At 63.0% G+C, this 25,160-nt stretch carries 23 protein-coding genes; 17 read left to right on the forward strand and 6 right to left on the reverse strand.

The features are described 5' to 3' along the window. Window positions 1-45 precede the first annotated feature (45 nt). The 8 genes from CLU90_RS19605 (at window position 46) to CLU90_RS19640 (ending at window position 8,880) form a co-directional block, all read left to right on the forward strand. Window positions 46-1,485, forward strand: a complete 1,440-nt coding sequence (locus CLU90_RS19605; RefSeq protein ID WP_157808863.1) for a CsgG/HfaB family protein — start codon at window positions 46-48, stop codon at window positions 1,483-1,485. Window positions 1,486-1,750: 265 nt separating this feature from the next. Beyond that, window positions 1,751-2,776: a LacI family DNA-binding transcriptional regulator gene (locus tag CLU90_RS19610; RefSeq protein WP_100428740.1), complete on the forward strand. Its 1,026-nt coding sequence runs from the start codon at window positions 1,751-1,753 to the stop codon at window positions 2,774-2,776. Then, a complete protein-coding gene (locus CLU90_RS19615; RefSeq protein ID WP_100428741.1) occupies window positions 2,776-4,263 on the forward strand; it encodes a sugar ABC transporter ATP-binding protein in 1,488 nt (495 codons plus the stop codon). The genes CLU90_RS19610 and CLU90_RS19615 overlap by 1 nt, the downstream gene beginning before the upstream one ends. After that, on the forward strand, window positions 4,244-5,251 hold the full coding sequence (locus CLU90_RS19620) for an ABC transporter permease (protein ID WP_034752947.1): 1,008 nt from the start codon (window positions 4,244-4,246) through the stop codon (window positions 5,249-5,251). The genes CLU90_RS19615 and CLU90_RS19620 overlap by 20 nt, the downstream gene beginning before the upstream one ends. An 88-nt stretch (window positions 5,252-5,339) precedes the next feature. Further along, window positions 5,340-6,275, forward strand: a complete 936-nt coding sequence (locus CLU90_RS19625) for a substrate-binding domain-containing protein (protein ID WP_442906748.1) — start codon at window positions 5,340-5,342, stop codon at window positions 6,273-6,275. A gap of 79 nt (window positions 6,276-6,354) precedes the next feature. Then, a complete protein-coding gene (locus CLU90_RS19630) occupies window positions 6,355-7,407 on the forward strand; it encodes a sugar phosphate isomerase/epimerase family protein (protein WP_100428743.1) in 1,053 nt (350 codons plus the stop codon). Window positions 7,408-7,416: 9 nt separating this feature from the next. Further along, window positions 7,417-8,568 (forward strand): Gfo/Idh/MocA family protein, encoded by a 1,152-nt coding sequence (locus tag CLU90_RS19635; RefSeq protein ID WP_232731267.1) that lies wholly within the window; start codon window positions 7,417-7,419, stop codon window positions 8,566-8,568. Window positions 8,569-8,577: 9 nt separating this feature from the next. Next, complete coding sequence (locus tag CLU90_RS19640; protein WP_100428745.1) at window positions 8,578-8,880, forward strand: 2Fe-2S iron-sulfur cluster-binding protein; 303 nt, start codon at window positions 8,578-8,580, stop codon at window positions 8,878-8,880. A gap of 1 nt (window position 8,881) precedes the next feature. Here the strand turns inward: CLU90_RS19640 and CLU90_RS19645 are convergent, their stop codons facing one another. After that, window positions 8,882-9,193: a hypothetical protein gene (locus CLU90_RS19645; protein ID WP_092713426.1), complete on the reverse strand. Its 312-nt coding sequence runs from the start codon at window positions 9,191-9,193 to the stop codon at window positions 8,882-8,884. Window positions 9,194-9,297: 104 nt separating this feature from the next. Between CLU90_RS19645 and CLU90_RS19650 the strand changes: the two genes are divergently transcribed. Together CLU90_RS19650 and CLU90_RS19655 are read left to right on the forward strand one after the other, a co-directional pair. Further along, window positions 9,298-9,567 (forward strand): MoaD/ThiS family protein, encoded by a 270-nt coding sequence (locus CLU90_RS19650; protein WP_092713648.1) that lies wholly within the window; start codon window positions 9,298-9,300, stop codon window positions 9,565-9,567. 14 nt (window positions 9,568-9,581) lie between these two features. Then, complete coding sequence (locus tag CLU90_RS19655; protein ID WP_100429516.1) at window positions 9,582-10,679, forward strand: sialidase; 1,098 nt, start codon at window positions 9,582-9,584, stop codon at window positions 10,677-10,679. Here the strand turns inward: CLU90_RS19655 and CLU90_RS19660 are convergent. Further along, complete coding sequence (locus CLU90_RS19660) at window positions 10,652-11,275, reverse strand: TetR/AcrR family transcriptional regulator (RefSeq protein WP_100428746.1); 624 nt, start codon at window positions 11,273-11,275, stop codon at window positions 10,652-10,654. The two genes, CLU90_RS19655 and CLU90_RS19660, sit on opposite strands and share 28 nt — an antisense overlap. A 167-nt stretch (window positions 11,276-11,442) precedes the next feature. Here CLU90_RS19660 and CLU90_RS19665 point away from each other — a divergent pair, with 167 nt between their 5' ends. Next, window positions 11,443-12,486, forward strand: a complete 1,044-nt coding sequence (locus CLU90_RS19665; protein ID WP_100428747.1) for an MBL fold metallo-hydrolase — start codon at window positions 11,443-11,445, stop codon at window positions 12,484-12,486. Between the two features lie 7 nt (window positions 12,487-12,493). Here CLU90_RS19665 and CLU90_RS19670 read toward each other — a convergent pair whose 3' ends face one another. Then, window positions 12,494-12,826 (reverse strand): hypothetical protein, encoded by a 333-nt coding sequence (locus CLU90_RS19670; protein ID WP_157808864.1) that lies wholly within the window; start codon window positions 12,824-12,826, stop codon window positions 12,494-12,496. A 442-nt stretch (window positions 12,827-13,268) separates the two neighbouring features. Between CLU90_RS19670 and CLU90_RS19675 the strand changes: the two genes are divergently transcribed. Then, entirely contained in the window at window positions 13,269-14,279 is a 1,011-nt protein-coding gene (locus CLU90_RS19675) for a substrate-binding domain-containing protein (RefSeq protein WP_100428749.1), read from the forward strand. A 33-nt stretch (window positions 14,280-14,312) separates the two neighbouring features. On the opposite strand, the gene CLU90_RS19680 is transcribed toward CLU90_RS19675, so the two are convergent. Further along, the gene (locus CLU90_RS19680) at window positions 14,313-17,909 is read right to left on the reverse strand and encodes an indolepyruvate ferredoxin oxidoreductase family protein (RefSeq protein WP_100428750.1); all 3,597 of its coding nucleotides are present in this window, start codon (window positions 17,907-17,909) and stop codon (window positions 14,313-14,315) included. A 194-nt stretch (window positions 17,910-18,103) separates the two neighbouring features. After that, window positions 18,104-19,045 (reverse strand): LysR substrate-binding domain-containing protein, encoded by a 942-nt coding sequence (locus CLU90_RS19685; RefSeq protein WP_100429517.1) that lies wholly within the window; start codon window positions 19,043-19,045, stop codon window positions 18,104-18,106. Window positions 19,046-19,183: 138 nt separating this feature from the next. On the opposite strand from CLU90_RS19685, the gene CLU90_RS19690 reads away from it, so the two are divergent. Further along, complete coding sequence (locus CLU90_RS19690) at window positions 19,184-20,410, forward strand: HD-GYP domain-containing protein (protein WP_092713437.1); 1,227 nt, start codon at window positions 19,184-19,186, stop codon at window positions 20,408-20,410. A 120-nt stretch (window positions 20,411-20,530) separates the two neighbouring features. Here CLU90_RS19690 and CLU90_RS19695 read toward each other — a convergent pair whose 3' ends face one another. Next, complete coding sequence (locus CLU90_RS19695; protein ID WP_092713439.1) at window positions 20,531-21,577, reverse strand: GGDEF domain-containing protein; 1,047 nt, start codon at window positions 21,575-21,577, stop codon at window positions 20,531-20,533. Between the two features lie 481 nt (window positions 21,578-22,058). Between CLU90_RS19695 and CLU90_RS19700 the strand changes: the two genes are divergently transcribed. The 4 genes from CLU90_RS19700 (at window position 22,059) to cpaB (ending at window position 25,152) form a co-directional block, all read left to right on the forward strand. Beyond that, entirely contained in the window at window positions 22,059-22,241 is a 183-nt protein-coding gene (locus CLU90_RS19700) for a Flp family type IVb pilin (protein WP_034752975.1), read from the forward strand. A gap of 53 nt (window positions 22,242-22,294) precedes the next feature. Continuing rightward, window positions 22,295-22,828 (forward strand): A24 family peptidase, encoded by a 534-nt coding sequence (locus tag CLU90_RS19705; RefSeq protein ID WP_100428751.1) that lies wholly within the window; start codon window positions 22,295-22,297, stop codon window positions 22,826-22,828. Window positions 22,829-22,921: 93 nt separating this feature from the next. Beyond that, a complete protein-coding gene (locus CLU90_RS19710) occupies window positions 22,922-24,295 on the forward strand; it encodes an ATP-binding protein (RefSeq protein ID WP_100428752.1) in 1,374 nt (457 codons plus the stop codon). Beyond that, window positions 24,292-25,152, forward strand: a complete 861-nt coding sequence (gene cpaB / locus CLU90_RS19715; protein ID WP_100428753.1) for a Flp pilus assembly protein CpaB — start codon at window positions 24,292-24,294, stop codon at window positions 25,150-25,152. Before CLU90_RS19710 ends, cpaB begins: the two co-directional genes overlap by 4 nt. Window positions 25,153-25,160: the final 8 nt, after the last annotated feature.

The following is a 25,160-nucleotide window of genomic DNA, read 5'->3' on the forward strand; positions in this document are numbered from 1 at the left end:
GCAGGGCGACTGGTTCGCCCTTTTTTTTGGACAATGGAATTGCCTATGAAGATCACAATGAAATCCGGTATGCCGGCCATACTGCTGAGTATCGCCCTGGGCTTGGCTGGCTGCGGCGAGAAAGCTGCGCAGCCGTCTGTTGCGTCAAGCGCGCCTAAGCTGACGCAGACACCTGACGTCGGACAGGTTGAGCAAGTCATTACAACGGCAACCGGCAGCGGCATTTCGCCCGGTGCCGCGCTCAATGACGCGCTCAAGCTGGCCATCATGCAAGTCAATGGTGCCGCGGTGCAAGCCAATTCAAGCAATGCGAGTATGTTTGAGCAAGTGACGGCAACGCTCGATGTCGATTCGACGGCCGGTTCGGGGAGCGCCAGTATGAAAGCGACCATGCAGGGCCAGGCATTTGCCGAGCAGATCATCAGTCAATCGAAGGGCGTGGTGTCCTCGTTCAAGGTGGTTGACGTGGCATCGCCGTTTTCCAAAGGCGGTCTTTACAAGGTGGAGATCGAAGCGCGCATTGCCAAATTCAAGGCGCCAGCCGATAGTGGCAAGATTAAGATCGTCGTGGCGCCGCTGCGCAGCGAGCAAGTCAGCTTCAACATTGGCGGACGCGCGGTGCCGGCGCAGGAAGTACTGGCGCCGATCCGCCAGCAGATCATTGACGCCTTGTCGCAAACGGGCCGCTTTACCGTGCTAGATCGCCAGTTTGAGGGCGAGTTGCAGGATGAATTGAATATGATTACCTCGGGTAATTCCCCGAGTACCGACCTTGCCAAGCTGGGACAGGCGCTGAGCGCGGATCTGGTGTGGGTTGGCGTGGTCAATGAATTCGCTTACCAGCGTCATGCACGCAAGCTGCAGACCTCGGACCGCGAACTGGTGTCCTATGCCGGTGCCTGGTCGGTCTCGCAACGCATGATCAATCTGGCTACGCGACAGATCCTGCAATCGACCACCCTGCGTGGTGAGCCGCCAGCGATTGCCGCCACGACCCTGGGCAGTAACTTCAATGAGAGCCAGACGCTGAAGAACATGCAGGCCGCGATCGTCAAACAGGCTACCGAGGCTATCCTGCTGCGCACTTTTCCCATTTCCATCGTTGAGCGCGATGGCGACAACGTTGTGTTGAGCCAGGGTGGTAACGCCGTGGTGGAAAACGGCCGCTATCGTGTGTATCAGCAAGGCAAGGAGATCAAGGATCCGCAAACCGGCCAGTCACTGGGCAATATGGAAAAACTGTGCTGCGAGGTCCGTATCGAGCGCGTGGCGCCGAACTTGTCGTATGGCGTCCTGGAAAACGTCAAAATCAAACTCGATGGCATCGCCGCAGGCGCGCTGCAGGTGCGGGAAGCGGCACCGGTAGAGAAGGCCATCGTCAAGACTGAGCCTGTAGTGGCGCCAGTGAAAACCGAAGTGAAACGCAGTACATCCGCCGCTGCCGCCAAAAATGCCACTGCGGTTGGTGGCGACAAGGACTGGTAAGTCCCTACGGCCCAGCGGATCCAGGCAAGTTACCCCTGATCTATGTCGTTGGGTCATGGCTTGGGTACCGAGCAGATATTGTCGGTGCCCATTTCTCCCCTGATAAGCCATTTTGCCCCGCAGCACTGACGCTCCAGCCCCGAAAATATGTATTGATGGTGGCCAGCACAGGGCCTTTTTTTGCGCATCGCAGCATCGATAATGTTTGCATCGCGCGGCGCGCTGGCTTATAAATGTAATCGATTACATTTGCTTGAAAAGCGCCATGCCTGCAACCCTTCCTTCTCCTTTGCCGACAGAAACCGTCTCCATCAGCGCCGTCGCCGCGCATGCGGGCGTGTCGGTGGCCACCGTCTCGCGCGTGATGAACGAGCAGGCGGGCGTGCGGGCGCCCACGCGCGACAAGGTACTGGCGTCGGTTGCCGCGCTCGGCTACCGCATGAACCACCTGGCGCGCAGCCTGCGCACGGCCGAGAGCCGCATGCTCTTGACCATGGTGCCCGACGTGGGCAACCCCTTCTATGCGCAGATCGTGCGCGGCATCGATACGGTGGCGCGCGAACACGGTTACTTCGTGCTGCTGTGCGATACGGGCGCCGATGCCGGCCGCGAGCGCTCGTATTTCGACTTGCTGCGCATGCACCGCGCCGACGGCGCCATCTGCCTTGACCCGGACACGGTGCAACATGCCTTGTCGCATGAATCCGTCAGCCTGCCATGGGTGGCCTGCTGCGAATTCGACCCCGCCGTGGCCGTGCCCTATGTCGGCATCGACAACCACCGGGCCGCCTCGGACGCCGTCGCGCATCTGCTGGCGCGCGGCCACACGCGCATCGGGTTGATCAACTCCGATGAACGCTATCTGTACGCGCGGCAACGCCAGCAAGGCTATCTGGATACCCTGGCGGCGGCCGGCCTGCCCGTGCAGCCGCAGTGGGTGCACACGGTGCAAAGCCTCGATTACGAAGCGGGCACGGCTGCTACCCTGAAGATGATGGCGCAGCCCGACGCACCGACGGCCATCTTTGCCGTGTCCGACACCCTGGCCATTGGCGTCTTGAGCGCGCTGCGCCAGCTGAACAAACGCGTGCCCGAAGACGTGGCCGTCATCGGTTTCGACGATATCGCCATCGCCGCGCAGATCGACCCCGGCTTGACCACGATCGCCCAGCCGATGCGCGAGCTGGGCGAGACGGCGGCGCGATTATTGCTGCAACGCCTGGCGGACCCGGCGGCCCAAGTGCCGGGCGTGCTGCTGCAACACCAATTAATTCTGCGAGGGAGTGCATAGTGAGCGTTGCCGTCGGTTTCGAGGGGGTCTGCAAGGATTTCGGCCCCGTGCGCGTCTTGCATGGCGTCAGTTTTACCTTGTCGCCGGGGCGCGTGTATGGCTTGCTGGGTGAAAATGGCGCCGGCAAGTCGACCCTGATGAAAATCCTCGCCGGCTACGAAGGCGTGAGCGAAGGCCAGCTGCTGATCGATGGCCAGCCCCAGCGTTTCATGAATTCGCGCGCGGCGGAGTCCGCCGGCATCGTGCTGATCCACCAGGAATTCAACCTGGCCGAACACCTGACGGTGGCGCAGAACATGTTCCTCGGCCACGAAAAGACGCGCGGCTGGCTGCTGGACGAGGCCGCCATGCGCGAGGAAGCGTCGCGCTATCTGAAACAGGTGGGCCTGGACGTGTCGCCCGACACGAAGATCCGCGACCTCATCGTCGCCGAGAAGCAGCTGGTGGAAATCGCCAAGGCCCTGTCGCGCCGCGCCCGCTTTTTGATCATGGATGAGCCGACCGCCACCCTGACGTCGTCGGAAACCCAGCGTCTGTTTGCCGTCATGGCCCAGCTGAAAGCGGACGGCGTTACCATCCTCTACATTTCCCACAAGCTCGATGAAGTGGAGCGCAACACGGACGAGGTCATCGTCATGCGCGACGGGCGTTTCGTCACGCGCGAGCCGACGTCCAGCCTCACGCGCCAGCAGATGGCGAACCTGATGGTGGGACGCGAATTGTCGGACATGTTCCCGGTCAAGGTGGCGCTGGCGAAAGACGCTCCTGTGTTGCTGAAAGTGGAGGGCTTGTGCGTGCCCGGCTGGGCCAAGGAGCTGTCGTTCGAGGTGCGCGCCGGCGAAGTGCTGGGCTTTGCGGGCCTGGTGGGCGCGGGGCGCACGGAATCGTTCGAGGCCTTGTTGGGCTTGCGTCCGCGCAGCGCGGGCACGATCGAACTCAATGGCCGGCCGGTGGATATCCGTACCCCCAAGCAAGCCATGCAGCACGGCATGACCTATCTGAGCGAAGACCGCAAGGGCAAGGGCTTGCACGTCAACCTGGGCTTGCGCGAAAACCTCACGATGATGACGATGGAGCGCTATGCGCGGCCCTGGCTCGATGTGGCAGGGGAAAAGGCGGCGCTGGCCAAGGCCGTCGAGGATTTCAATATTCGCACGGGCGACCTGGACAGCCGCGCGCGCATGCTGTCCGGCGGCAACCAGCAAAAGCTGGCGCTGGCGAAATACCTGCATTCGGACCCGCGTGTCGTCGTGCTCGATGAACCGAGCCGCGGCGTGGACGTGGGCGCCAAGCGCGACATTTACTTTTTGATCCACCGCCTGGCCGCCGAAGGGCGCGCCGTGATCGTGATTTCATCCGAACTGATCGAATTGATTGGCCTGTGCCACCGGGTCGCCGTGATGCGCGCCGGCACCTTGCAAGCCACCCTGTCTGCTGACCACCTGACCGAAGAGGAGTTGATTGCCCATGCAACCGGCACGCACTGATACGAGCGTATCCCCCCTGGCCCAATTTGGCGCGCGCATCAAGGGCTTTGGCCCCGTGTTGGGCCTGTTATCTCTGTGCATCGCGGGCACCTTGCTCAACGGCGACTTCGCCACCCTCGACAACCTGATGAACGTGCTCACGCGCACGGCTTTCATCGGTATCATCGCCGTCGGCATGACTTTCGTGATTATCTCGGGCGGCATCGATTTATCGGTCGGCTCCATGGCGGCCCTGATCGCCGGCTGCATGATCTATTTCATGAATGCGCTGGCGCAAGGCGCGGGCGGCGACCTGGCGCCGATCACCATGCTGGTGCTGGGCATCGCCATGGCCCTCGTCCTGGGCGCCGGTTTTGGCCTGATGCATGGCTTGTTGATCAGCAAGGGCAATATCGAACCGTTCATCGTGACCCTGGGCACGCTGGGCATCTTCCGCGCCGTACTCACCTACTTGGCCGATGGCGGCGCGCTGACCCTGGACGCCACCCTGTCCGAGCTGTACAGCCCCGTCTACTACACGAGCGTGCTGGGCGCGCCGATACCGATCTGGATCTTTTTATTCGTCGCCGCGGCCGGCGCCATCATCCTCAACCGCACGACGTTTGGCCGTCACGTGCAGGCGATTGGTTCCAACGAACAAGTGGCGCGCTATGCGGCCATCAATGTCGATAGAGTCAAGATCGCCACCTACATGCTCTTGGGCGTGTGCGTGGGCATCGCCACGGTGCTGTACGTGCCGCGCCTGGGCTCGGCTACGCCGACGACGGGCTTGCTGTGGGAACTCGAAGCCATTGCCGCCGTCGTCGTGGGCGGCACGGCGCTGAAAGGAGGAGAAGGGCGCATCGTCGGCACCGTGATCGGCGCCATCCTCTTGTCCGTGATCAGCAATATCCTGAATTTGACCAGCATCATCAGTGTCTACCTGAATGCCGCAGTGCAAGGCGTGGTGATCATCGCCGTCGCCTTCCTGCAGCGAGGCCGCAAATAAAAACACAGCGGCGTTCTGAAAGGGCAGCCAACGGGCGCCCACAACCTTGGAGGAGAGCAGCATGAAGAGCTTTATACGGGTAGCAGGGATGGCAGTGCTGGTGATGCAGGCGTGGGCGATGGGGCCGGCGCAGGCGGCCGAGAAATTGGTGGTGGGCGTGGCCATCCCCACGGCCACGCACAGCTTTACTTCCGGCATCGTCTGGTGGGCGAACCAGGCCAAGGCGGAACTGGAAAAAGCCCATCCGGGCGTGAAAATCATCGTCAAGACGGCCGCCACGGCGCCCGAGCAGGCGAACCAGTTGCAGGACATGTTGACGGTCAACAAGATCAACACCCTGGTGATCTTCCCCATCGAATCGGCCTCGCTGACGCAGCCCGTGGCGCAAGTGAAAAACAAGGGCGTCTACGTCACCGTGGTCGACCGTGGCTTGACGAACACGCAGTCGCAGGATGCCTACATCGCCGGCGACAACACGGCCTTCGGCAAGCTGCCGGCCGAATACCTGGCGAAAAGCCTGAATGGCAAGGGCAATATCGTCGTGCTGCGCGGCATGCCGACCACCCTGGACAACGAGCGCTACGATGCCTTCAGTGCCGTGATGAAGGGCCATCCCGACATCAAGGTGCTGGACGCCAAGTATGGCAACTGGAACCGCGACGACGCGTTCAAGGTCATGCAGGATTACCTGACGCGCTTCAAGCAGATCGACGCCGTCTGGGCCGCCGATGACGACATGGCCATCGGCGTACAGAAAGCCATCGCGCAAGCGAAGCGCACGGACATCAAGCAAGTGTTCGGCGGCGCGGGCGCGAAGGGCGCCGTGAAAAAGATCATGGACGGTTCCGACCCGCTGATCGTGGCCGACGTGTCGTACTCGCCCAAGTTCATGTACGACGCCATCAAGCTGACGACGGAAGCGCGCCTGAAAGGTGATAAATTGCCAGCCAATACGATCATCCCCTCGGTGCTGATCACGCGCGAGAACGCCAAGCAGTTCTACTTTCCGAACTCGCCTTTTTAACGACACCCCAAAACAAGGGCTGGGGTCGTACCCTCAGGGTACGACCCCGGGTTTCGGTTTGGGTTAACAGGACATAGACATGAAAACCATCCAGGGCCCGGCCATTTTCCTGGCCCAGTTTCTCGGCGACGAGCCGCCGTTCGACTCGCTCGAGCACCTGGCGCAATGGGCGGCCGGCCTCGGTTACAAGGGCTTGCAGCTGCCCACGGCGCCGCGCCTGTTCGACCTGGAACAGGCGGCGGCCAGCCAGCAGTACTGCGACGACGTGGTCGCCCTGCTGGCACGCCACGGCTTGCAGGTGACGGAATTGTCGACGCATTTGCAGGGCCAGCTGATCGCCGTGCATCCCGCCTATGACGCGCTGTTCGACGGCTTTGCTCCGGAACACGTGCGTGGCGATCCGGCTGCGCGCACGGCCTGGGCCACGCAGCAACTGCTGTGGGCGGCTACCGCTTCGCAGCGCCTGGGCCTCAAGGCGCATGTGACGTTTTCCGGCGCGCTGGCCTGGCCGTATCTGTACCCGTGGCCGCAGCGCCCGGCCGGCCTGGTGGAGACGGCGTTCGCGGAACTGGCAAAGCGCTGGCTGCCCATCCTCGACGCCTTCGATGCCGCTGGCGTGGACGTCTGCTATGAACTGCATCCGGGCGAGGACTTGCACGACGGCGTGACCTTCGAGCGCTTTCTGGCCGCCGTCAACGACCACCCGCGCGCGTCGATTCTGTATGACCCCAGCCACTTCGTGCTGCAGCAGCTCGATTACCTGGCATTCATCGACATCTATCACGCGCGCATCAAGGCCTTCCATGTCAAGGATGCGGAATTCAGGCCGAACGGGCGCCAGGGCGCGTATGGCGGCTATGCTGACTGGCAAGACCGCGCCGGGCGCTTCCGTTCGCTGGGCGACGGGCAGATCGATTTCAAGGCGATCTTTTCGAAGATGGCGCAGTACGACTTTCCCGGCTGGGCCGTGCTGGAATGGGAATGCTGCCTGAAGCATCCCGAGGACGGGGCGGCCGAAGGGGCGCGTTTCATTCGCGAACACATCATCCACGTGGCCGAACGCGCGTTCGACGATTTCGCCGGCAGCGCGGTGGATCAACATCAGATCAATCATTTGCTCGGCTTGAGCTAAGGAAACGACATGCAGCGACGCTTACGGCTGGGCATGGTAGGGGGCGGGCAGGGCGCATTCATCGGCGCCGTGCACCGCATCGCGGCGCGCATCGACGACCAGTACGAACTGGTGGCCGGTGCCCTGTCGTCCGACCCGCAGCGCGCGCGCGACAGCGGCGCCGCGCTGCATCTGTCGCCGGAGCGCTGCTACAGCGATTACCGCGCCATGGCGCAGGCGGAGGCCGCCAGGGCGGACGGCATCGAGGCCGTGGCCATCGTCACGCCGAATCACTTGCATGCGCCCGTCGCCACGGCGTTCATGGAAGCGGGCATCCACGTGATCTGCGACAAGCCGCTGGGCATCTCTCTGGCGGAGGGGCAGGCGCTGGCGGCGCTGGCGCAACGCAAAAATTTGCTGTTTGCGCTCACGCATACCTACAGCGGCTACCCGCTGCTGCGCCATGCGAAAGCCATGGTCGAGGCGGGCGAGATTGGAGAGCTGCGCCTCGTGCAAGTCGAGTATTCGCAGGACTGGCTGGCCGATGCCATCGCGGCTGGCGGCATGAGCGAAGGCAACTGGCATAACGATCCGCACAAGGCCGGTCCCGGCGGCACCCTGCTTGACGTGGGGCTGCACGCGTATCACCTGGCGCAGTTCGTCAGCGGATTGACGCCGCAATCCGTGCTGGCGGAACTGTCGACGTTTGTACCGAACCGTACCCTGGACGACCACGTGCAGGTGATGTTGCGCTACGCGAATGGGGCCAAGGGAACCTTGTGGGCCAGCCAGGTGGCGACCGGTTGCGAAAACACGGTGCGCCTGCGCCTGTTCGGCAGCAAGGCGCAGCTCGATTTCGACCAGGAACAGCCGAATGAACTGTGGTGTACGCCGCAGGGCGGCAACCGCCAGCTGTTGCGCCCGGGGCGCGTCGACAGCGCGGCCGCGCGCCACGCCACGCGCGTGCCGGCCGGCCATCCGGAAGGCTATCTGGAAGCGTTCGCCCAGCTGTATCTGGATGCGGCCCTGGCCATCCGCGCCCTGCAAGCGGGCTTGCCCGTGCCCAGGGAAGCGAGCTGGCTGCCGACGGTCACCGATGGCGTGGCGGGCCTGGCCTTTGCCGAAGCCGTGCTGCGCAGCCATGCGGCGGGCGCGAGCTGGACGGCGCTGGCGGACTGTTAAACTGGGCGCATGAGCGCGCCCCTGACCACCTTTACCATCACCATCGTCCCGCAAGGCTGGCAATTCCCGGCCGAAGCGGGTACGACCATCCTGGCCGCCGCCGAGCTGGCCGGCATCCGCCTGCTCAGTTCCTGCCGCAATGGCACTTGCCGCACGTGCCTCTGTCACATGCCAGAGGGAAAAGTGCGCTACACGGTGGACTGGCCCGGCATCAGCCCCGATGAACGGCTCGACGGCTATATCCTGCCTTGCGTGGCCGTGGCCGAAAGCGATCTCACCGTGCAGGCGCGGGCCGTGCGCACGGGCACCTGATTCACGTTGGCTTGCCGCCCTTGAGACGCTGCAGCAGCGCATCCACGCTGTCGCTCACGGGTAAACCGTGGCGGCGCAGCAGTTGCACGTGCAAGACGAGGTTTTCCAGCACCAGCTTGGCCGCCACGGCCAGCAAGGCCAGGTTGCGGTCTTCCGGCGTAAAACTTTCCATGGCGTCGGCCATCTCGCACAGGTGGTTGGCGATCAGGCCGCGCAATTCCTGCTCGTTGAAGGGCAGGTCGGCAAAATCGATGGGGTCGGCCACTTCCACTTCCTGCATCAGCACCGCTAATTCTTCCGGGGTAATCGTCATGCCTGGCCTCCTTGTGTGCTTGCCTGTATTTTAGGACATACGCCATTGTATCGTCCGCGAATCGGACTAGAATGAGCACCAGGTCGATGATGTCGAAGGGCAGCATGGCGCACTTGCATTTTACCCAACAGCTGGCACGTTTCCTCGACGTCCCCACGGTGGACGTGGCCGCGCCACGGCTGCGCGCCGCCCTCGATGCCGCGTTCGTCCAGCATCCGCGCCTGCGCGGCTACGTGCTCGACGAGCAGGGCGCGTTGCGCGCCAACGTCGTGATCTTCATCGACGGGGTGCGCTGCAGCGAGCGGCGCGCACTGGACGACGCCTTGCTGCCCGACAGTCAGGTGTATATCTTGCAGGCACTTTCTGGAGGTTAAGCATGGGACAAGGCATGGCGCAACGCGCGTATCTCGGCACCCGCAAGGGGCTGTTCCAGTTCGACGTCGATGCGGCCGGCGCCTGGCAGCTGGCGCTGGTGCAGTTTGCCGGCGATCCCGTCTCCATGCTGCTGCACGATGGCCGCGACGGCGCCTTGTACGCGGCCCTGAACCTGGGTCACTTCGGCGCCAAGCTGCACCGCCTTGACGCGGGCGCCAGCGCGTGGCAGGAAGTTGCCGTGCCCGCCTATCCCGCCAAGCCGGAAGGCAGCACGGATACCGTCGACTGGACCTTGCGGCAGATATGGTCGCTGGCGGCCGCTGGCGCGGACCAGCCCGGCGTGCTGTGGGCGGGGACTTTGCCTGGCGGCCTGTTCCGTTCCAACGACCGCGGCGAGAGCTGGCAGCTGGTGGAGTCCTTGTGGAACGTGCCGCAGCGGGCGCAGTGGTTTGGCGGCGGCTACGACGTGCCTGGCATCCACAGCATCTGCGTCGACCCGCGCGACAGCAACAAAGTGCTGGTCGGCGTGTCCTGCGGCGGCGTGTGGCAAACGCTCGATGGCGGCGCCAGCTGGGCCTTGAGCGCGACGGGCATGCGCGCCGACTACATGCCGCCCGAGCTCGATGAAAACGAAGCCGTGCAAGACCCGCACCGCATCGTGCGCAGCGCCGGCACGCCGGACGCGCTGTGGTGCCAGCACCATAACGGCATCTGGCGTTCGGACGATGCCGGCTGGCACTGGCAGGAAGTGACGACTGCGCCGCTGTCGCATTTCGGCTTTGCCGTGGCCGTGCATCCGCGCGATGGCGATACGGCCTGGTTCGTGCCGGCGCAGGCGGACGTGCTGCGCATCCCGCAGGATGGCGCGCTGGCCGTCACGCGCACGCGCGATGGCGGGAAGACGTTCGAGGTGTTGCGCGCGGGCTTGCCGCAGCAGTATTGCTATGACCTCGTCTACCGCCACGGGCTGGCGCTGGCCGACGATGGGCGCAGTTTATTGATGGCGTCGACGACGGGCGGCGCCTGGTATTCCGGCGACGAGGGCGAACACTGGCAGACGCTGTCCGCCCATTTGCCGCCCGTTTATACCGTCTGTTTTGCCACGCCGTAGTAGCACAGGAAGATATCGACGGCCAGTTCCGTCACTTCGCGCCGGCGCGCCGGGCCCAGCAGAGGCTCGCCCAGGGTGATCTGCGGCCAGAAGGCAAAGGTCTTCAGCGGCGCCATCAGCAAATGCCCCACTTCCAGGGTCTCGCCCGCCTTGATGCGCCCGTCTTGCTGCGCCGCGCGGATCCAGATATTCAAGCCCGTTTCCTTCTCATTCAGGCGCGCCACCATGGCTTGCGCGCGCTCGGGCGAGTGGATGGTTTCGCCAAAGATCACGCGTGCCAGGTCGATGAAGGCCGGATCGCACAGCAATTCCATTTTCTGCTCGACCAGGGCCAGCACTTGCGGCCGCAGCGGCTGGTCGGCAACATAGGGCACGGCTGGCTGGGCCACGCTGCTTTCCCACATGCGCTGCAGGATTTCCGCGAACAACTCATCCTTGCTGGGGAAATGGTTGTACACGGTGCGCTTGGAAACGGCGGCCGTGGCAGCGATCCTGTCCATGCTGGTCGCATCAAAACCGTGGTCGCGAAACTCGGCGATGGCGGCATCGACGATGGCTACGCGCTTGCGGTCGGTGAGGCGTTGCAGAGAGACCATGGCGAAAACTCCTTTCAAAACAATATTTTACACCTCCTGGTTTACTTTGCTTGAAACAGGAACTACACTGTGTAGTGTAATTTAATCCTTGTTAATTCCTTGCCGGACCACATATGCACTTGCACCGAGCCGCACGTCGTTTCTTCTTTCTGGGAGTCCTGATCATCATGAGTTCTTGCACCTTGCGCGCCGCGCCTGCCGCGCCCGCTGAATCCCCACAACGCCACGAAGGCAAGTTCCGCAATCCCGTGGAAATGTACAAGCTGGGCACGGCGGCCACGCTCAAATTGCTGTGGACGTTTGTCTTTGACAAGCCGGACAGCACGGTGCCGGCCGCTGCCGTGCCCGTGCAAGCCTTGACCCGGGCGCAGCTGCTGGCCGCGCCCGACAACAGCCTGTTTCGCCTCGGCCATTCGACCCTGCTGCTGAAACTGAACAATGAATTCTTCCTCACCGACCCCGTGTTTTCGGAACGGGCCTCGCCGGTGCAGTGGGCGGGACCGAAGCGTTTCCACCAGCCGCCCATCAGCATTGCCGACTTGCCGCCGATCAAGGCCATCATCCTGTCGCACAACCATTACGACCACCTCGACTATGCCGCCGTGCTGCAACTGGCCGCCAAGACGGAACATTTCGTCGCGCCGCTGGGCGTGGGCGATACCCTCGTCGAATGGGGCGTACCGAAGGAAAAGGTGCAGCAATTCGACTGGTGGCAAGGCACGACGATTGCCGGCGTGAAACTCGTCGCCACGCCGTCGCAGCATTTCTCGGGGCGCGGCCTGCTTGACGGCAATCAAACCTTGTGGGCCTCGTGGGTCATCGATGCGCCCCAGGTGCGCGTGTTTTTCAGCGGCGACTCCGGCTATTTCGGCGGTTTCAAGCAGATCGGTGACAAGTACGGCCCCTTCGACGTGACCATGATCGAGACGGGCGCCTACGACAAGCTGTGGCCAGACGTGCACATGCAGCCCGAGGAAACCCTGCAAGCCCACCTGGACTTGCGCGGAAAGTGGCTCATGCCCGTGCACAACGGCACGTTTGACCTGGGTCTGCACGCCTGGCACGAACCGTTCGACCGCATCACGGGGCTGGCGGCCAAGCAGGGCGTGAACCTGGCCACGCCGCAGATGGGCGAAGCGGTCGACCTGGCGCAGCCGAAAAAAGGCGAAAAATGGTGGCTGGCGATGCTGGAAGAAGAGATGGCGCGGTAACGCTGGCTCAGGCCGTCACGTCGATCAGGCGTCCCAGGGTCTGGCCATAGCCGTTCAGCTGGGGCGTGCTTTTCGGTGCGGCCGGGGCCGCTTGTTGCGGCACGGCCACCTTGATCGCCTGGTCCAGCTGCGGCGCCTTGATGGCGGCCGGGGCATCGGCCTGCGCTTGCTGGCTGCTGCGTTGCGTCTGGCTCAGCGATTCCTGTTCCCGCGCCAGCAACTGGCGGCTTTGCGCCAGCTGTTCGCTGTCGCGCTGCACCTGGTTCTGGCCTTGTTCGACCCTGCGCTGCGCCGTGGCCAGCGAGGCTTGCAAGTTTTTGACGGACGTTAGCGATACCACATTGTTCACCTTTGAAAGTATGTCCAGGCGTACAGGGAAGGGGGAAGGCCCAGGCCATGTGCCGCACCAGACGCAACATGCCTGGCGGTAACCTTTACCTGAATCAAGAGTAGGACAAATTCTCGCACAGTTCCAGTCATTATGTTTTCTTGATAAGGCTATCGCGCGCGCCCTATGTTGCCGAAGCGGCATGCCGAAGGTGAGCAAGTGATTGTCGAAGTGAGCACATGCTGTCGCCTGAGAGCATTGTTTCTCTGCCATCGGTGACGCCGTGCTGTAGAGAGGCACAAGTGCTCACATTTAAAACGTTGCTTTTTAGATAGTCAATGTATTGTTGTTTTTATACCATGTCTGTGCCCGCTAATGCGCGGCCTGTTTGGCGCTCTCGGCTATAATGGACGGTCAGAGTTGGTTTCTTTTGCCACACAGACAGGTAGTTAACATGAATCTCAAGAGCCTCGCAATTGCCCTCGGCATGTCGAAAACGACAGTCAGCAGGGCGTTGAACGGCTATCCGGAAGTCAATTCCCGCACCCGTGAAATCGTCCTGGCCGCCGCCAAGAAAGTCGGCTACCGGCCCAATCCGCTCGCGCGCAGCCTGGCCGTCGGCCGCACCAATGTGCTCGGCATGATCTATCCGCTGCTGCCCAGCGACCTGGGCGACAGCGTCTTTCTTTCCGTGGTCAATGGCATGTCCGACGCCGTCGAAGCGTCGAAGATGAGCTTGATCATCGCTCCCGTGTCGCCGCAGAACGAACAGCCTTCGTATGAAAACATGGTGCGCGGACGCCAGGTCGATGGCCTGGTGGTGGGCCGCACCAAGGTGGTCGACGAGCGCATCGCCTACCTGACGAAAGTGGGTTTTCCCTTTGTGGCGAATGGCCGCACGCGCATCAATGCGCCGTATGCCTATTTTGACTACGACAACGACACGGGCATCGACCTGGCCGTGTCTTTCCTGGCGGCGCACGGCCACCAGCGCATCGCCTTGCTGAGCGCGCCGCTGGATCTGCATTTTGCGTATGAGCGCAAGGAAAGCTTTATCCGCTGTATGGCGCAAGCGGGCTTGCCGGTCGATCCCGCCTATCTGCTCGACAATACCTTTGATCGCCGCAGCGGCTACCAGGCGATGCAGCAATTGCTCGCCTGCTCGCCCCGTCCCACGGCCGTCATCGTCGACAACCATCTGTCCGGCGTGGGCGTGGTGCGCGCGCTGATGGATGCCGGCATCGAGATCGGCAAGGAAATCTCCGTCATCGTCTGGGGCAATGTGGAAGACACCCTGATCGGCATCAACGTCACCACCATCGACCAGCCCGACCTGCGCCGCGCCGGCGCCAAGATGGTCGAAATGCTGCAGTCCCTGCTGGCCGGCTCGCCGCCGGAACGGCTGCAGGAAATCTGGCAACCGGTGCTGTTGCCGGGAGCGACGGTGGGGCGCTGCCCTGAATAAAAAAAACGCAGAGCCGAGGCTCTGCGTTGTCTTTTATGCCGCGTGCTTGCTGCCATCCGCGAGCACCGCCAGCAATCTGGCCTTATCCTTGCGATACGTGTCGACTGCCGCTTCCTTGACGTGGCCGAAGCCGCGGATTTTCTCGGGCAGCGATGCCAGTTCCACGCAGGTCGCCAGCTTGTCCGCCGTCAGGTTGACCAGCAGGCCGGCCAGCAGTTCGCGGTATTCGACGATCAGCGCGCGTTCCATCTTGCGCTCGGCCGTGTAGCCGAAGAGGTCGAAGGTGCCGCCCCGCAGTCCTTTGGCTTTCGCCAGCAGCTTGAAGGCACGCCACATCCAGGAGCCGAACTCCGCTTTCACGAGGTGGCCCTTGGCATCTTTCTTGGCGAACAGCGGCGGCGCCAAGTTGAATTTGACGGAGAAGTTGCCCTCGAATTGCTGCTGCAATTGCTCGACGAAACGGCCATCCGTGTACAGGCGCGCCACTTCGTATTCATCCTTGTAGGCCAGCAATTTGAAGTAGCTCTTGGCGACAGCCATCGACAGTTTCTGGCCCAGTCCCAGGGTGTTTTCGCGGTCGCGCACCTGTCTCACCAAGGTCGCATAGCCATCCGCATACGCGGCGTTCTGGTAGGCCGTGAGGAACTCCACGCGCTTCTTGAGCACGCTGTCGAGGCTTTGCGGCATTTGCACGATGATCGCTTGCGACGGCGTGGCGATTTGCGTCACCTTGCGTACGTCGACGGCGGCACGGCGGCCCCACAGGAAACTTTTCTTGTTCGATTCGATGCCCACGCCATTCAATTCGATGGCGCGCAGCAGGGCCGCTTCCGTCAGCGGGATACGGCCCTTTTGCCAGGCGTAGCCGAGCATGAACAGGTTGGCGGCAATCGAGTCGCCCATCAGCGCGGTGGCCAGTTTTGTGGCGTCGATAAAGTCGGCCGCGTCGGCGCCGCCGACGGATTCCTCGATCAGCTGGCGCACTTCGGCCGCCGGATATTGCCAGTCCGCATTCTGTGCAAACGTGCCCGGCGGTTGTTCGTGCAGGTTGACGACGGCCAGGCTGCGGCCCGGACGCATTTTCGACACGGCATCTTGCGCCCCGGCCGTCAGCATGTCGCAGCCCAGGATCAGGTCCGCTTCGCCCGTGGCGATGCGCTGGGCGCGGATGTGCGCGGGAGATTTGGCGATTTTCACGTGCGAAGTGACGGAACCGTTTTTTTGCGACATGCCCGTCATGTCCAGCACGGACGCGCCCTTGCCTTCCAGGTGCGCCGCCATGCCCATCAGGGCGCCGACGGTGATGACGCCCGTGCCGCCGATGCCGTTGATCAGGATGTTGTACGGCGCGTCGCAAGCGGGCAGGACGGGTTCCGGCAGGGGGCCGAAATTGTCCGTCTCGCCTGCTTTGCTCGCGCCCGTCTTGGTCTTCTTCAGGCTGCCGCCCTCGACGGTGACGAAGCTGGGGCAGAAACCCTTGGCGCACGAGTAATCCTTGTTGCACGAGGATTGGTCGATGGTGCGCTTGCGGCCAAATTCCGTTTCTTTCGGCAAGATCGACACGCAGTTCGATTGCACGCCGCAGTCGCCGCAGCCTTCGCAGACGGCGTCGTTGATGACCATGCGTTTGGCTATGTCCGGATACTCGCCTTTCTTGCGGCGCCGGCGTTTCTCGGCCGCGCAGGTCTGGTCGTAGATCAGCACGGACACGCCCGGTACTTCGCGCAATTCGCGCTGCACGGCATCCATGTCCTTGCGGTCGTGCAAGGTCAGGTGGGCGGGCAGGTTGCTGCGGTCGCTATAGCGCGATAAATCTTCCGTCACCAGCGCGATGCGGGCGATGCCTTCGGCCGCCACCTGTTGCGCCATCATCGGGACGGTGATGAGGCCGTCCACGGGCTGGCCGCCCGTCATGGCGACGGCATCGTTGTAGAGGATTTTATAAGTGATGTTGACCTTGGCCGCCTGCGCGGCGCGGATGGCCAGATAGCCGGAATGAAAGTAGGTGCCGTCGCCCAGGTTCTGGAACACGTGCGGCAGCTCGGAAAACGCGGCTTGCCCGATCCACGGCGCGCCTTCGCCGCCCATGTGCGTGGTCAGCTTGTTCATTTCCGGGTAGATCGACGTTGCCATCACGTGGCAGCCGATGCCGGCCAGCGCCAGGCTGCCGTCCGGCACCTTGGTCGACGTGTTGTGCGGGCAGCCGGAGCAGTAAAAGGCGGGACGGAACGGCGTGTTTACGGCTTTCTTCAAGACCGCATCCTTGGCGTCGAGGAAACTTAATCTCGCCTTGATCAGGTCGCACGTGACGGGATCGGAAATCAGGCGCGCGATGCGGCTGGCGATGACCCGCGCCACTTGCGAGACGGAAAAATCCGCCTTCGAGGTCAGCAGCCATTCGCCGCGCGGCGCCACCCATTCGCCTTTTTCGTCGAATTTGCCGATCACGCGCGGGCGCACGTCGTCGCGCCAGTTGTACAGCTGCTCTTTTAACTGGTATTCGACGATCTGGCGTTTTTCTTCGACAACGAGGATTTCATCGAGGCCTTGCGCGAACTCGCGCACGCTGTCCGGTTCCAGCGGCCACGGCATGGCGACCTTGAACAGCCGCATGCCGACGTCGGCCGCCATTTGCTCGTCGATGCCCAGCTCTTCCAGCGCCTCGAGCACGTCCTGGTAGGACTTGCCGGACGCGATGATGCCCAGCTTGGCGTTCGGGCTGTCGATGGTGGTGTGGTTGAGCTTGTTTTCGCGCGCGTAAGCGAGGGCTGCATAGATCTTGTAATCCTGCATCAGCGCTTCCTGGTTGCGCGCCTGCTGGCCCAGCGGGATGCTCGACAGGCGCGCGTTCAGGCCGCCTTCGGGCATCTGGAAATCCTGCGGAATTTTTACTTCCACGCGGAACGGGTCGGCATCGATGGAGGCCGACGATTCGACCGTGTCGGCCAGGGCCTTGAAGGCCACCGTGCAGCCGGAAAAGCGCGACATGGCCCAGCCGTGGATGCCCAGGTCCAGGTATTCCTGCACATTGCATGGATACAGGACGGGGATCATCGAGGCGGAGAACAAATGATCAGACTGGTGCGGCAGGGTCGATGAATACGCGCCGTGATCGTCGCCGGCCACCAGCAGCACGCCGCCCAGCTTGGCCGTTCCCGCATGGTTCATGTGCTTGAAGACATCGCCGCAGCGGTCCACGCCAGGGCCCTTGCCGTACCACATGGCAAATACGCCGTCGTACTTGGCCGGGCCGATCAGGTCGACCTGCTGCGAACCCCAGACGGCGGTCGCGGCCAGGTCTTCGTTGACGCCGGGCACGAACTGCACGTGGTGCGCTTCCAGCTGTTTCTTGGCTTTCCACAGGTTTTCATCGAGGCCGCCCAGGGGCGAGCCGCGGTAGCCGGAAATGAAGCCGGCCGTGTTCAATCCTGCGGCCTGGTCGCGCAGGCGCTGCATCATCGGCAGGCGCACGAGGGCCTGGGTGCCGGACAGGAAGATGGCGCCGGTGGTGGCCGTGTATTTGTCGTCGAGGCTGACGGTGGTCAAACGGGAAGGCTCAAGAGGGGTAGATGGCGCGGCACCGGCGTTTCTAGCGAACGCTGCGGAGCCGTTTTCCGTGGTCACGGACATGGCTGTCTCCAAAAGGGTGTTTCAGATGACGGCTGTACAAGGAACGCGCCCGGTAAGGCGCGCGCTGTGCAGACGGGATGGCCGCGTGTGGGCGGCACATAACTATTTTAAATTTAAAATAGTTAATGTGGTCAGTGTAGAACGAGCGGGGAAGAGGGGCAAATATGGTTTGCCGATGGGGGTATAAGAAATACTTATGCCATGGGCGAGAGCACGTGCGCGCCCACCCAGCGCCCGCTGCCGCACAGCTCGGCGGCCACTTGCAGCACCAGATTTTTCACGGCGTTGCCTGCGTTCGTCAGGGGAATGTTTTTCGAGGCGCACAGGGCCACCGTGCGCGACAGGACGGGGCTGTGGATGGCGTAGCTGCGCATGGCGCCGCTGTCGAGTTCGGCCAGCAGCGGCGCGGCGGGCAGGATGGTGGCACCCATGCCGGCCAGGATGGCCGATTTCAGGATAGCGATCGAGTTGATTTCGATCACGTTCGCCGTCTCGAGGCCCAGTTCGCGGGCGCGGCTGTCGATGCGCGGGCGCACGCCATGCTGCAGGCCCGGCAAGATCAGCGTGGCGCTCAATGCTTGCGGGAACGACAGCGCCGAGCCCGTGGGCGCGAACGGCGAATCGCTGCGGCAGATGAAACGCATCTCTTCTTCCACCAGGGGACAGCAGGCAAACGGCGTCAGCTGGCCATCGTCGAACAGCACGGCCAGGTTGATGCGGCCCGATTTCAGTTGTTCATTGAGGTTGCCCGTGATTTCTTCCGTCAGTTGCAAGGTGATTTCGGGGTAGCGTTCGCGCGCGGCCAGCAGCAGGGGCAGGGCCAGCGCGCCCGATATGCTGTGCGGCAATCCCAGGGTGACATTGCCGGATGGCCGCGTGGCGCTTTGCGTGACGGCCGAGCGGGCGTCGGCCACCTGTTTCAAAATCGCTTGCGCATGTTCGTAAAACACCTTGCCCGCGTCCGTGCTGAGCACGCCCTGGGCCGAGCGGTGCAGCAGCTGCACGCCCAGTTCCTCTTCCAGCTGGCGCAGCTGCTGCGTCAGGGCCGGCTGCGCCACGTGCAGGATCAGGGCCGCGCGCGACAGCGAGCCGTGGTCGACGATGGCAACAAAGTAGCGTAATTGGCGCAGTTCCATGGGTCCCAAGAGCGGTGCGTTGAGCGGAAAAAACAGGGTGTTGCGCCGCAGCGCCGAACGCGGCCAGCAGAATAACAATTTTGTTATACTCATTCTAGCGCCTTCGGTGCTCCAGCCGCGTATTTGTGGGATGACAGCATGCTCAAGAAAGTTGATTCGTCTCAATTAAAAGTGGGCATGTACATTCATGACCTCAGCTGCGACTGGATGACGCATCCATTCGTGCGCAACCGTTTCCTGTTGCGCAGCGACGATGAAATCCGCAAGATCATGCAGGCCGGCATCCACGACGTGGTGATCGACAGCGGCAAGGGCCTCGACGTGCAGGACGCGCCCACCGTGGCGCAGGCCCAGGCTGACACGGAACGCGAGCTGGTGCAGATCGCCGCGGCGCCGCAAGTGGTCACGCGCGTGTCGCTGGGCATGGAACTGGCGCGCGCCACGCAGGTGCGGCGTCAGGCGGCGAGCCTGGTGCGCACGGTGATGGCCGACGTGCGCCTGGGCAAGGCTGTCGAGCTCGACCGCGTGCAGCACACGGTGCAGGATATTACCGAATCGATCCTGCGCAATCCCGGCGCCCTCGTCGGCTTGTTGCGCATCAAGAGCAAGGATGACTACACCTTTTTGCATTCCGTCAGCGTGTGCGCGCTGCTGGTGGCGTTTTGCCGCTCGCGCGGCATCGATGCGGCCACCACGCACCAGGCCGGCCTCGGCGGCTTGCTGCACGATACGGGCAAGGCCCTGGTGCCCGACAGCGTGCTGAACAAGCCAGGCCCCCTGAGTTCGGAAGAATTTGCCCAGATCAAGCGCCATCCGCGCGACGGCTATGACATCCTGCGCCAGTCGCCCGAAGTGGGAGCGATTCCCCTCGACATCACCTTGCACCACCACGAACGGCGCGACGGCAGCGGCTACCCGGACCAGCTGGCCGGCGACGCCATCAGCGAACTGGCGCAGATGGCGGCCATTGTCGACGTGTATGACGCGCTGACGTCGGACCGCAGCTATCACAAGGGCATTCCCGCCGCCGAAGCCTTGCGCAAGATCTATGAATGGAGCAAATTCCACTTCAACCCCGTGTTCGCGCAGGACTTCATGCGCTGCGTGGGTATCTATCCGGTAGGCACCATGGTGATGCTGGAATCGGGCCGCCTGGCCGTCGTCATCGAGGCGCACGAAAGCAATCTGCTGGCGCCCAAAGTGAATGTGTTTTTCAGTACGAAGAGCAAGACCTACATCAAGCCGGAAACGGTCGATTTGTCGCGCGGCTTCGGCTTTGGCGGCGCCGACAAGATCGTCGGCCATGAGTCGGCCGCCAAGTGGCAGGTCGATCCCATGCGTTTTTTATCGCTGGCGGATGCCTGAATGGTGTGCGCCTTTGACAAAGAGCGCCTGAAAACCGTTCAGGGCAAGGCGCTGGCGCGAAGACAGTACGACTAGTACGGCGAGCGCCTGCAACGCCGCCATGGACGTTTTCTCAGGTGATCAGAAAAATTCCGCCGTATCGTTCGAGGTAATAGTCGTTAACAAGCCCTTGGCGACGAGTTCGTCGTAGTGGCACGCCAGGTTGCGGCCATGGCTCTTGGCGTAATACAGGGCCTGGTCGGCGCGGCCGAGGATGATGACGGGCGCCTCGTAGGCGTTGATGCTGACGAAGCCCACGCTGACGGTCACTCTGCCCACTTGCGGGAAGTCGTGCGCCTCGACGTTGGTGCGGAAGCGGTCGATGATTTTCTGCGCATTTTCCAGGGTGATCGAGCGCAGCAGCACGACGAATTCCTCGCCGCCGAAGCGGAAGATGCGGTCTTGCGAGCGGAACGACGATTGCAGCTGGTTGGCGATCAGGATCAGCACCTCATCGCCGTACAGGTGGCCAAACTTATCGTTGACCAGTTTGAAATGATCGACGTCGATCACGGCCAGCCATTGGCGTTCCGTGTCCGTGTGGTGGCGCCGTTCTTCATCGACGGGACGCGGCCTTTCCGCTTCCGGTTCGCCGCGGCTGTGCAGGATTTTCGCCAGCTGGTCGTCGAAGGTCTTGCGGTTCAACAAGCCGGTAAGCGAATCGCGTTCGCTGTAGTCGAGCAGGTTCTGGAAATTGCGGTACACGCTGACGATGCCGCCGATCACCTGGATCGTGGCGCCCGTGTAGGGCGTGGGATTGGTGATTTCCAGGCAGGTGGTGACCTGGTCGCCGATCCAGATGGGCAGCCACAGCAGGTGGCGGCCGTCCGCGCACAGGGTGTCGGCGCTCGCTTCATGGCGCTTGATGCAGGCGGCCAGTGCCGGGTAGTCGGACAGCGGTTCACCCGGCAGGGTAGGATCGCTATGCTCTTCCATGCGGGCCACGCTGCCCGCCACGATGATGGCCCGCGACCGCACGAACACCTGGCCACGCACGGTGGTCAGGGCCAGCACACGGGTCTGCGACGCGGCAGCGAGTTCCTGGACGGCCGAGATCACGGAGATGTCGAGCATCGTGTGGTCGCGATGCCCGGTCATGTCCACCATGTGTTTCAGTAGGGAATCCATTGTCGATCTCTGGAAAGTGGTCACACAAGTGTCGTCATACCAGCATTGCATCAAGCAAGAGCATGTTCGCGTCCGTCTACAAGAAGCCAAGATTTATTTGGTGGCATGACGCTCTGTACCGCCGGGCGAGAGGCCTTTCCAAAGAAGAGCTAAGCAGGATAATGTCTTTTTGCCTAATAGGCAATTAACGTATGCAATATTTCATGTAAATACATGAGATTCATGCACTACATTGCAAAAAACTTGCCCTGACGCAGGCTTTCAATCCTGATCGCAACATTTGTTTGCGTCAGCCGCCATTTCACCAAGGTTTGATAATTTCCATGTGGAAACTTGTGGCGCGTCAATTTGCCAAAACGTGGACGCTTTATAGTCAATGTAATGGCGCAGAAATTTACGGCAGGAAACATATTAGCAGGAAAGGGCAATGTTTCACACCCGATTGCGCCAGGGACTTGTGATTCACTTTTGGGAGCTTGTCATGCATACCTTCCTGTCGGCAGTACAGCAGTTTGTCAAGGATGAGGATGGCATTACGGCAATCGAATACGGCCTGATTGCGGCCTTGATGGCTACCGCCATCACGGCCGGTTTCTTGCTGATCAAGACCAACTTGCTGGCCGTCCTCACCGATATTTCGTCGAACCTGGTGTTGACGCCCTAAGCGGGTGCCCGCCATCGGCCGGCCGGTGGCGGGTTTTTTTCGGGAGGTGTGCCATGCCTGCAACTGCCTTGTGCGACCTGCTGTTGCTGTGCTTCGTGACGGGGGCCGCCGTCAGTGATTTGATCCGCCGCAAGATTCCGAATGGTCTGGTGTTGTCCGGCATTCTCGCCGCCCTGGCCTTGCACCTGTGGCTGTGGCCGCAAAGCGTGCTGCCGTCGTGGCTGGGCGGCATGGCCACGGGTTTCTTCCTGTTTCTACCGTTGTACGCGCTGCGCGGCATGGCCGCCGGCGACGTCAAATTGATCGCCATGGTGGGCGCCTTTGCCGGTCCCTGGCCCGTGCTGCAGATCTGTTTCGCCACGTTTGTCCTGGGCGGCGTGATGGCCGTGCTGATGATCACCTGGCAGGGCAAGTGGCGCGCCTGCCTGGCCAATCTGCGCCAGTTGCTGTGGCCGATGATCGCGCGCATGGCCGGCATTTCCCTGGCGCCCAACGCGCTCGGCAGCGGCGCCAGCGTGGGCAATATGCCGTATGGACTGGCCATTGCCCTGGGCTGTCTGGTGGTGCAAGGGCGGCAGTATTTCTGATTGGCATTTATTGCTCTGAATCAATGGACGCCAGTGTCCGCTCGCTAGAATGAATTTTGTTGAATGCCCTCTTAACCGGCTTGGAGACGCAGCATGACCGAGGTCGACTATTCCATGAGCACCGACAGCACGCCGCGCCCCGCCGACGCGAACCTGATGCCGCCCTTGCCGCCGCAGCCGAAGAGCTTGCGTGAAACGGGGCTCGAGCGCTCGCTGGTGGTCGAATTGATCGCCAAGCTGATGTTTGTCGGCGGCAAGACGCACCTGTCCGCGCTGACGACGCGCCTGCGCCTGTCGATCAACGTCTTGCGCGAAGTGCTCGATTTCATGGTGACGGAGCAGATGGCCGAAGTGGCCTGGCGCGGCGAATCCGATATCGATGTGCAATACCAGCTGACGGGTGCTGGCAAGCAGCGCGCCGGCGCCTTCCTCGAGCGTTGCGCCTACGTCGGCGCCGCGCCCGTCACCCTGGACGCCTACCGCGCCATGGTGGCGCGCCAGTCGTGGCTGGCGCAGGAACAGCGCGTCGGCAGCGACGACCTGGCCGCCGTGCTCGGTGGCGCCCACGCGGGTCCCGGCATGCTCGACGTGGTCGGCGCGGCCCTGCATTCGGGACGCTCGCTGCTGCTGTACGGTCCGCCCGGCAGCGGCAAGTCGACCCTGGCGCTGCAACTGGGGCAATTGCTGCACGGTCTCGTCGCCGTGCCGCACGCCATCGTCGTCGGCCACGACATCATCCAGCTGTACGATCCGGCCCAGCACCTGCCGCCTGCGCCGCAGCACGTCAGCCATGCGCGCCAGGCGCTGGAACGGCGCAGCACGGATATCCGCTGGGTGCTGTGCCAGCGTCCCGTGATCCACGTGGGCGCCGAGCTCGATGCCGGCATGCTGGAGCTGCGCCATGACGCCAGCGGCGGCTGCTACCAGGCGCCGCCCCATGTGCGGGCGAATAACGGCATGCTGATCATCGACGACCTGGGCCGCCAGCGCCTGGGTGCGCAAGAACTGCTGACGCGGCTGATGCAGCCGCTGGCGCGCGGCAGCGACCAGCTGGCCTTGCCCGGCGGCGTGCAGATCAGCGTGCCGTTCGACAATGCCCTCGTGCTGGCCACGAACGTGCCGCCGGGCGAGCTGTTTGACGCCGCCTTGCTGCGTCGCATCGGCTACAAGGTGCGGGTGGGGCCGCTGGCCGAGAACGCCTATCGCGCGCTGTTCCGCCAGCAATGCCGGCTGGCCGGCATGAGCATCGATGAGCTGGCCATGAATCATTTGCTGCAGCTGCATGGCGCGCAGGGACGGCCCTTGCTGGCCAGCTATCCGCAGGAATTGCTGGCGCGCATAGGCGACTTCGCCGGCTTTGCCGGCTGCGAAGCGCGCCTGACGGTGGCCGCCCTGGAGCAGGCCTGGAGCAGCCTGTTTGCCAGCTGCGACATGCCGTCCGCCAGCCTGTGCGAGCGTATCGCATGAAAAACCGGCGCGCCCTCATGATGATGGCCCTGGCTGTGGTGCTGGGTCTGCTGGCCGTGCTGCTGGCCTCGCACTGGCTGCTGCGCCAGACGCCGGCCGGCAAGGGCAAGATCGTCGTTGCCTCCACCGATGTCAACCTGGGCCAGCGCCTGACGCCCGAGATGCTGCGCCTGGCCGAGTGGCCGGCGGAAAGCTTGCCGCAAGGCGCGCTGCAAGACCCGGCAAAACTGGCGGGACGGGTGCTGAAAACCAGCGTGCTGCGCGGCGAACCGCTGAGCGAAGCGAAGCTGGCGCCGGCCGGCACCCTGGGCGGCTTGTCGGCCCTGATCACGGAAGGGCGGCGCGCCATCACCGTGCGCGTCAACGACGTGATCGGCGTGGCCGGCTTCGCCTTGCCGGGCAACTATGTCGACATCATCGTCAGTACCCAGCACGATGCCGGCGACCGTGCGTTTCCGCAAAGCCGCAATATTTCCAAGATCGTGCTCGAACGCATCCTCGTGCTGGCCGTGGCGCAGGAAGTGGGACGCGACGAGACCAAGCCGCGCGTGGTCAACGCCGTGACCCTGGAAGTGACGCCGGAACAGGCGGAAAACCTGGACCTGGCGCGCAGCGTGGGCAGCCTGTCGCTGGTGCTGCGCAACCAGGTCGACCCGCAGCCCGGGGTGACGGCGGGCGCCACCAAGCTGACCCTGCTGGGCGGGCCGCACGAAGCCGAGCCCGCTACCGCGCCTGCCGCCGCACCCGTGCTGGCCGCCGCGCCGCGTCCGGTGCGTGTGGCGAAGGCGCCGCCGGAACCAAAGCGCCAGTGCAGCGCCGTCATCGATGGGACGCGCCAGTCGCGCGAATGTTTTTAGCTCAACCA

The organism is Janthinobacterium sp. 67 (assembly GCF_002797895.1).
Taxonomy (GTDB): Bacteria; Pseudomonadota; Gammaproteobacteria; order Burkholderiales; family Burkholderiaceae_D; genus Janthinobacterium.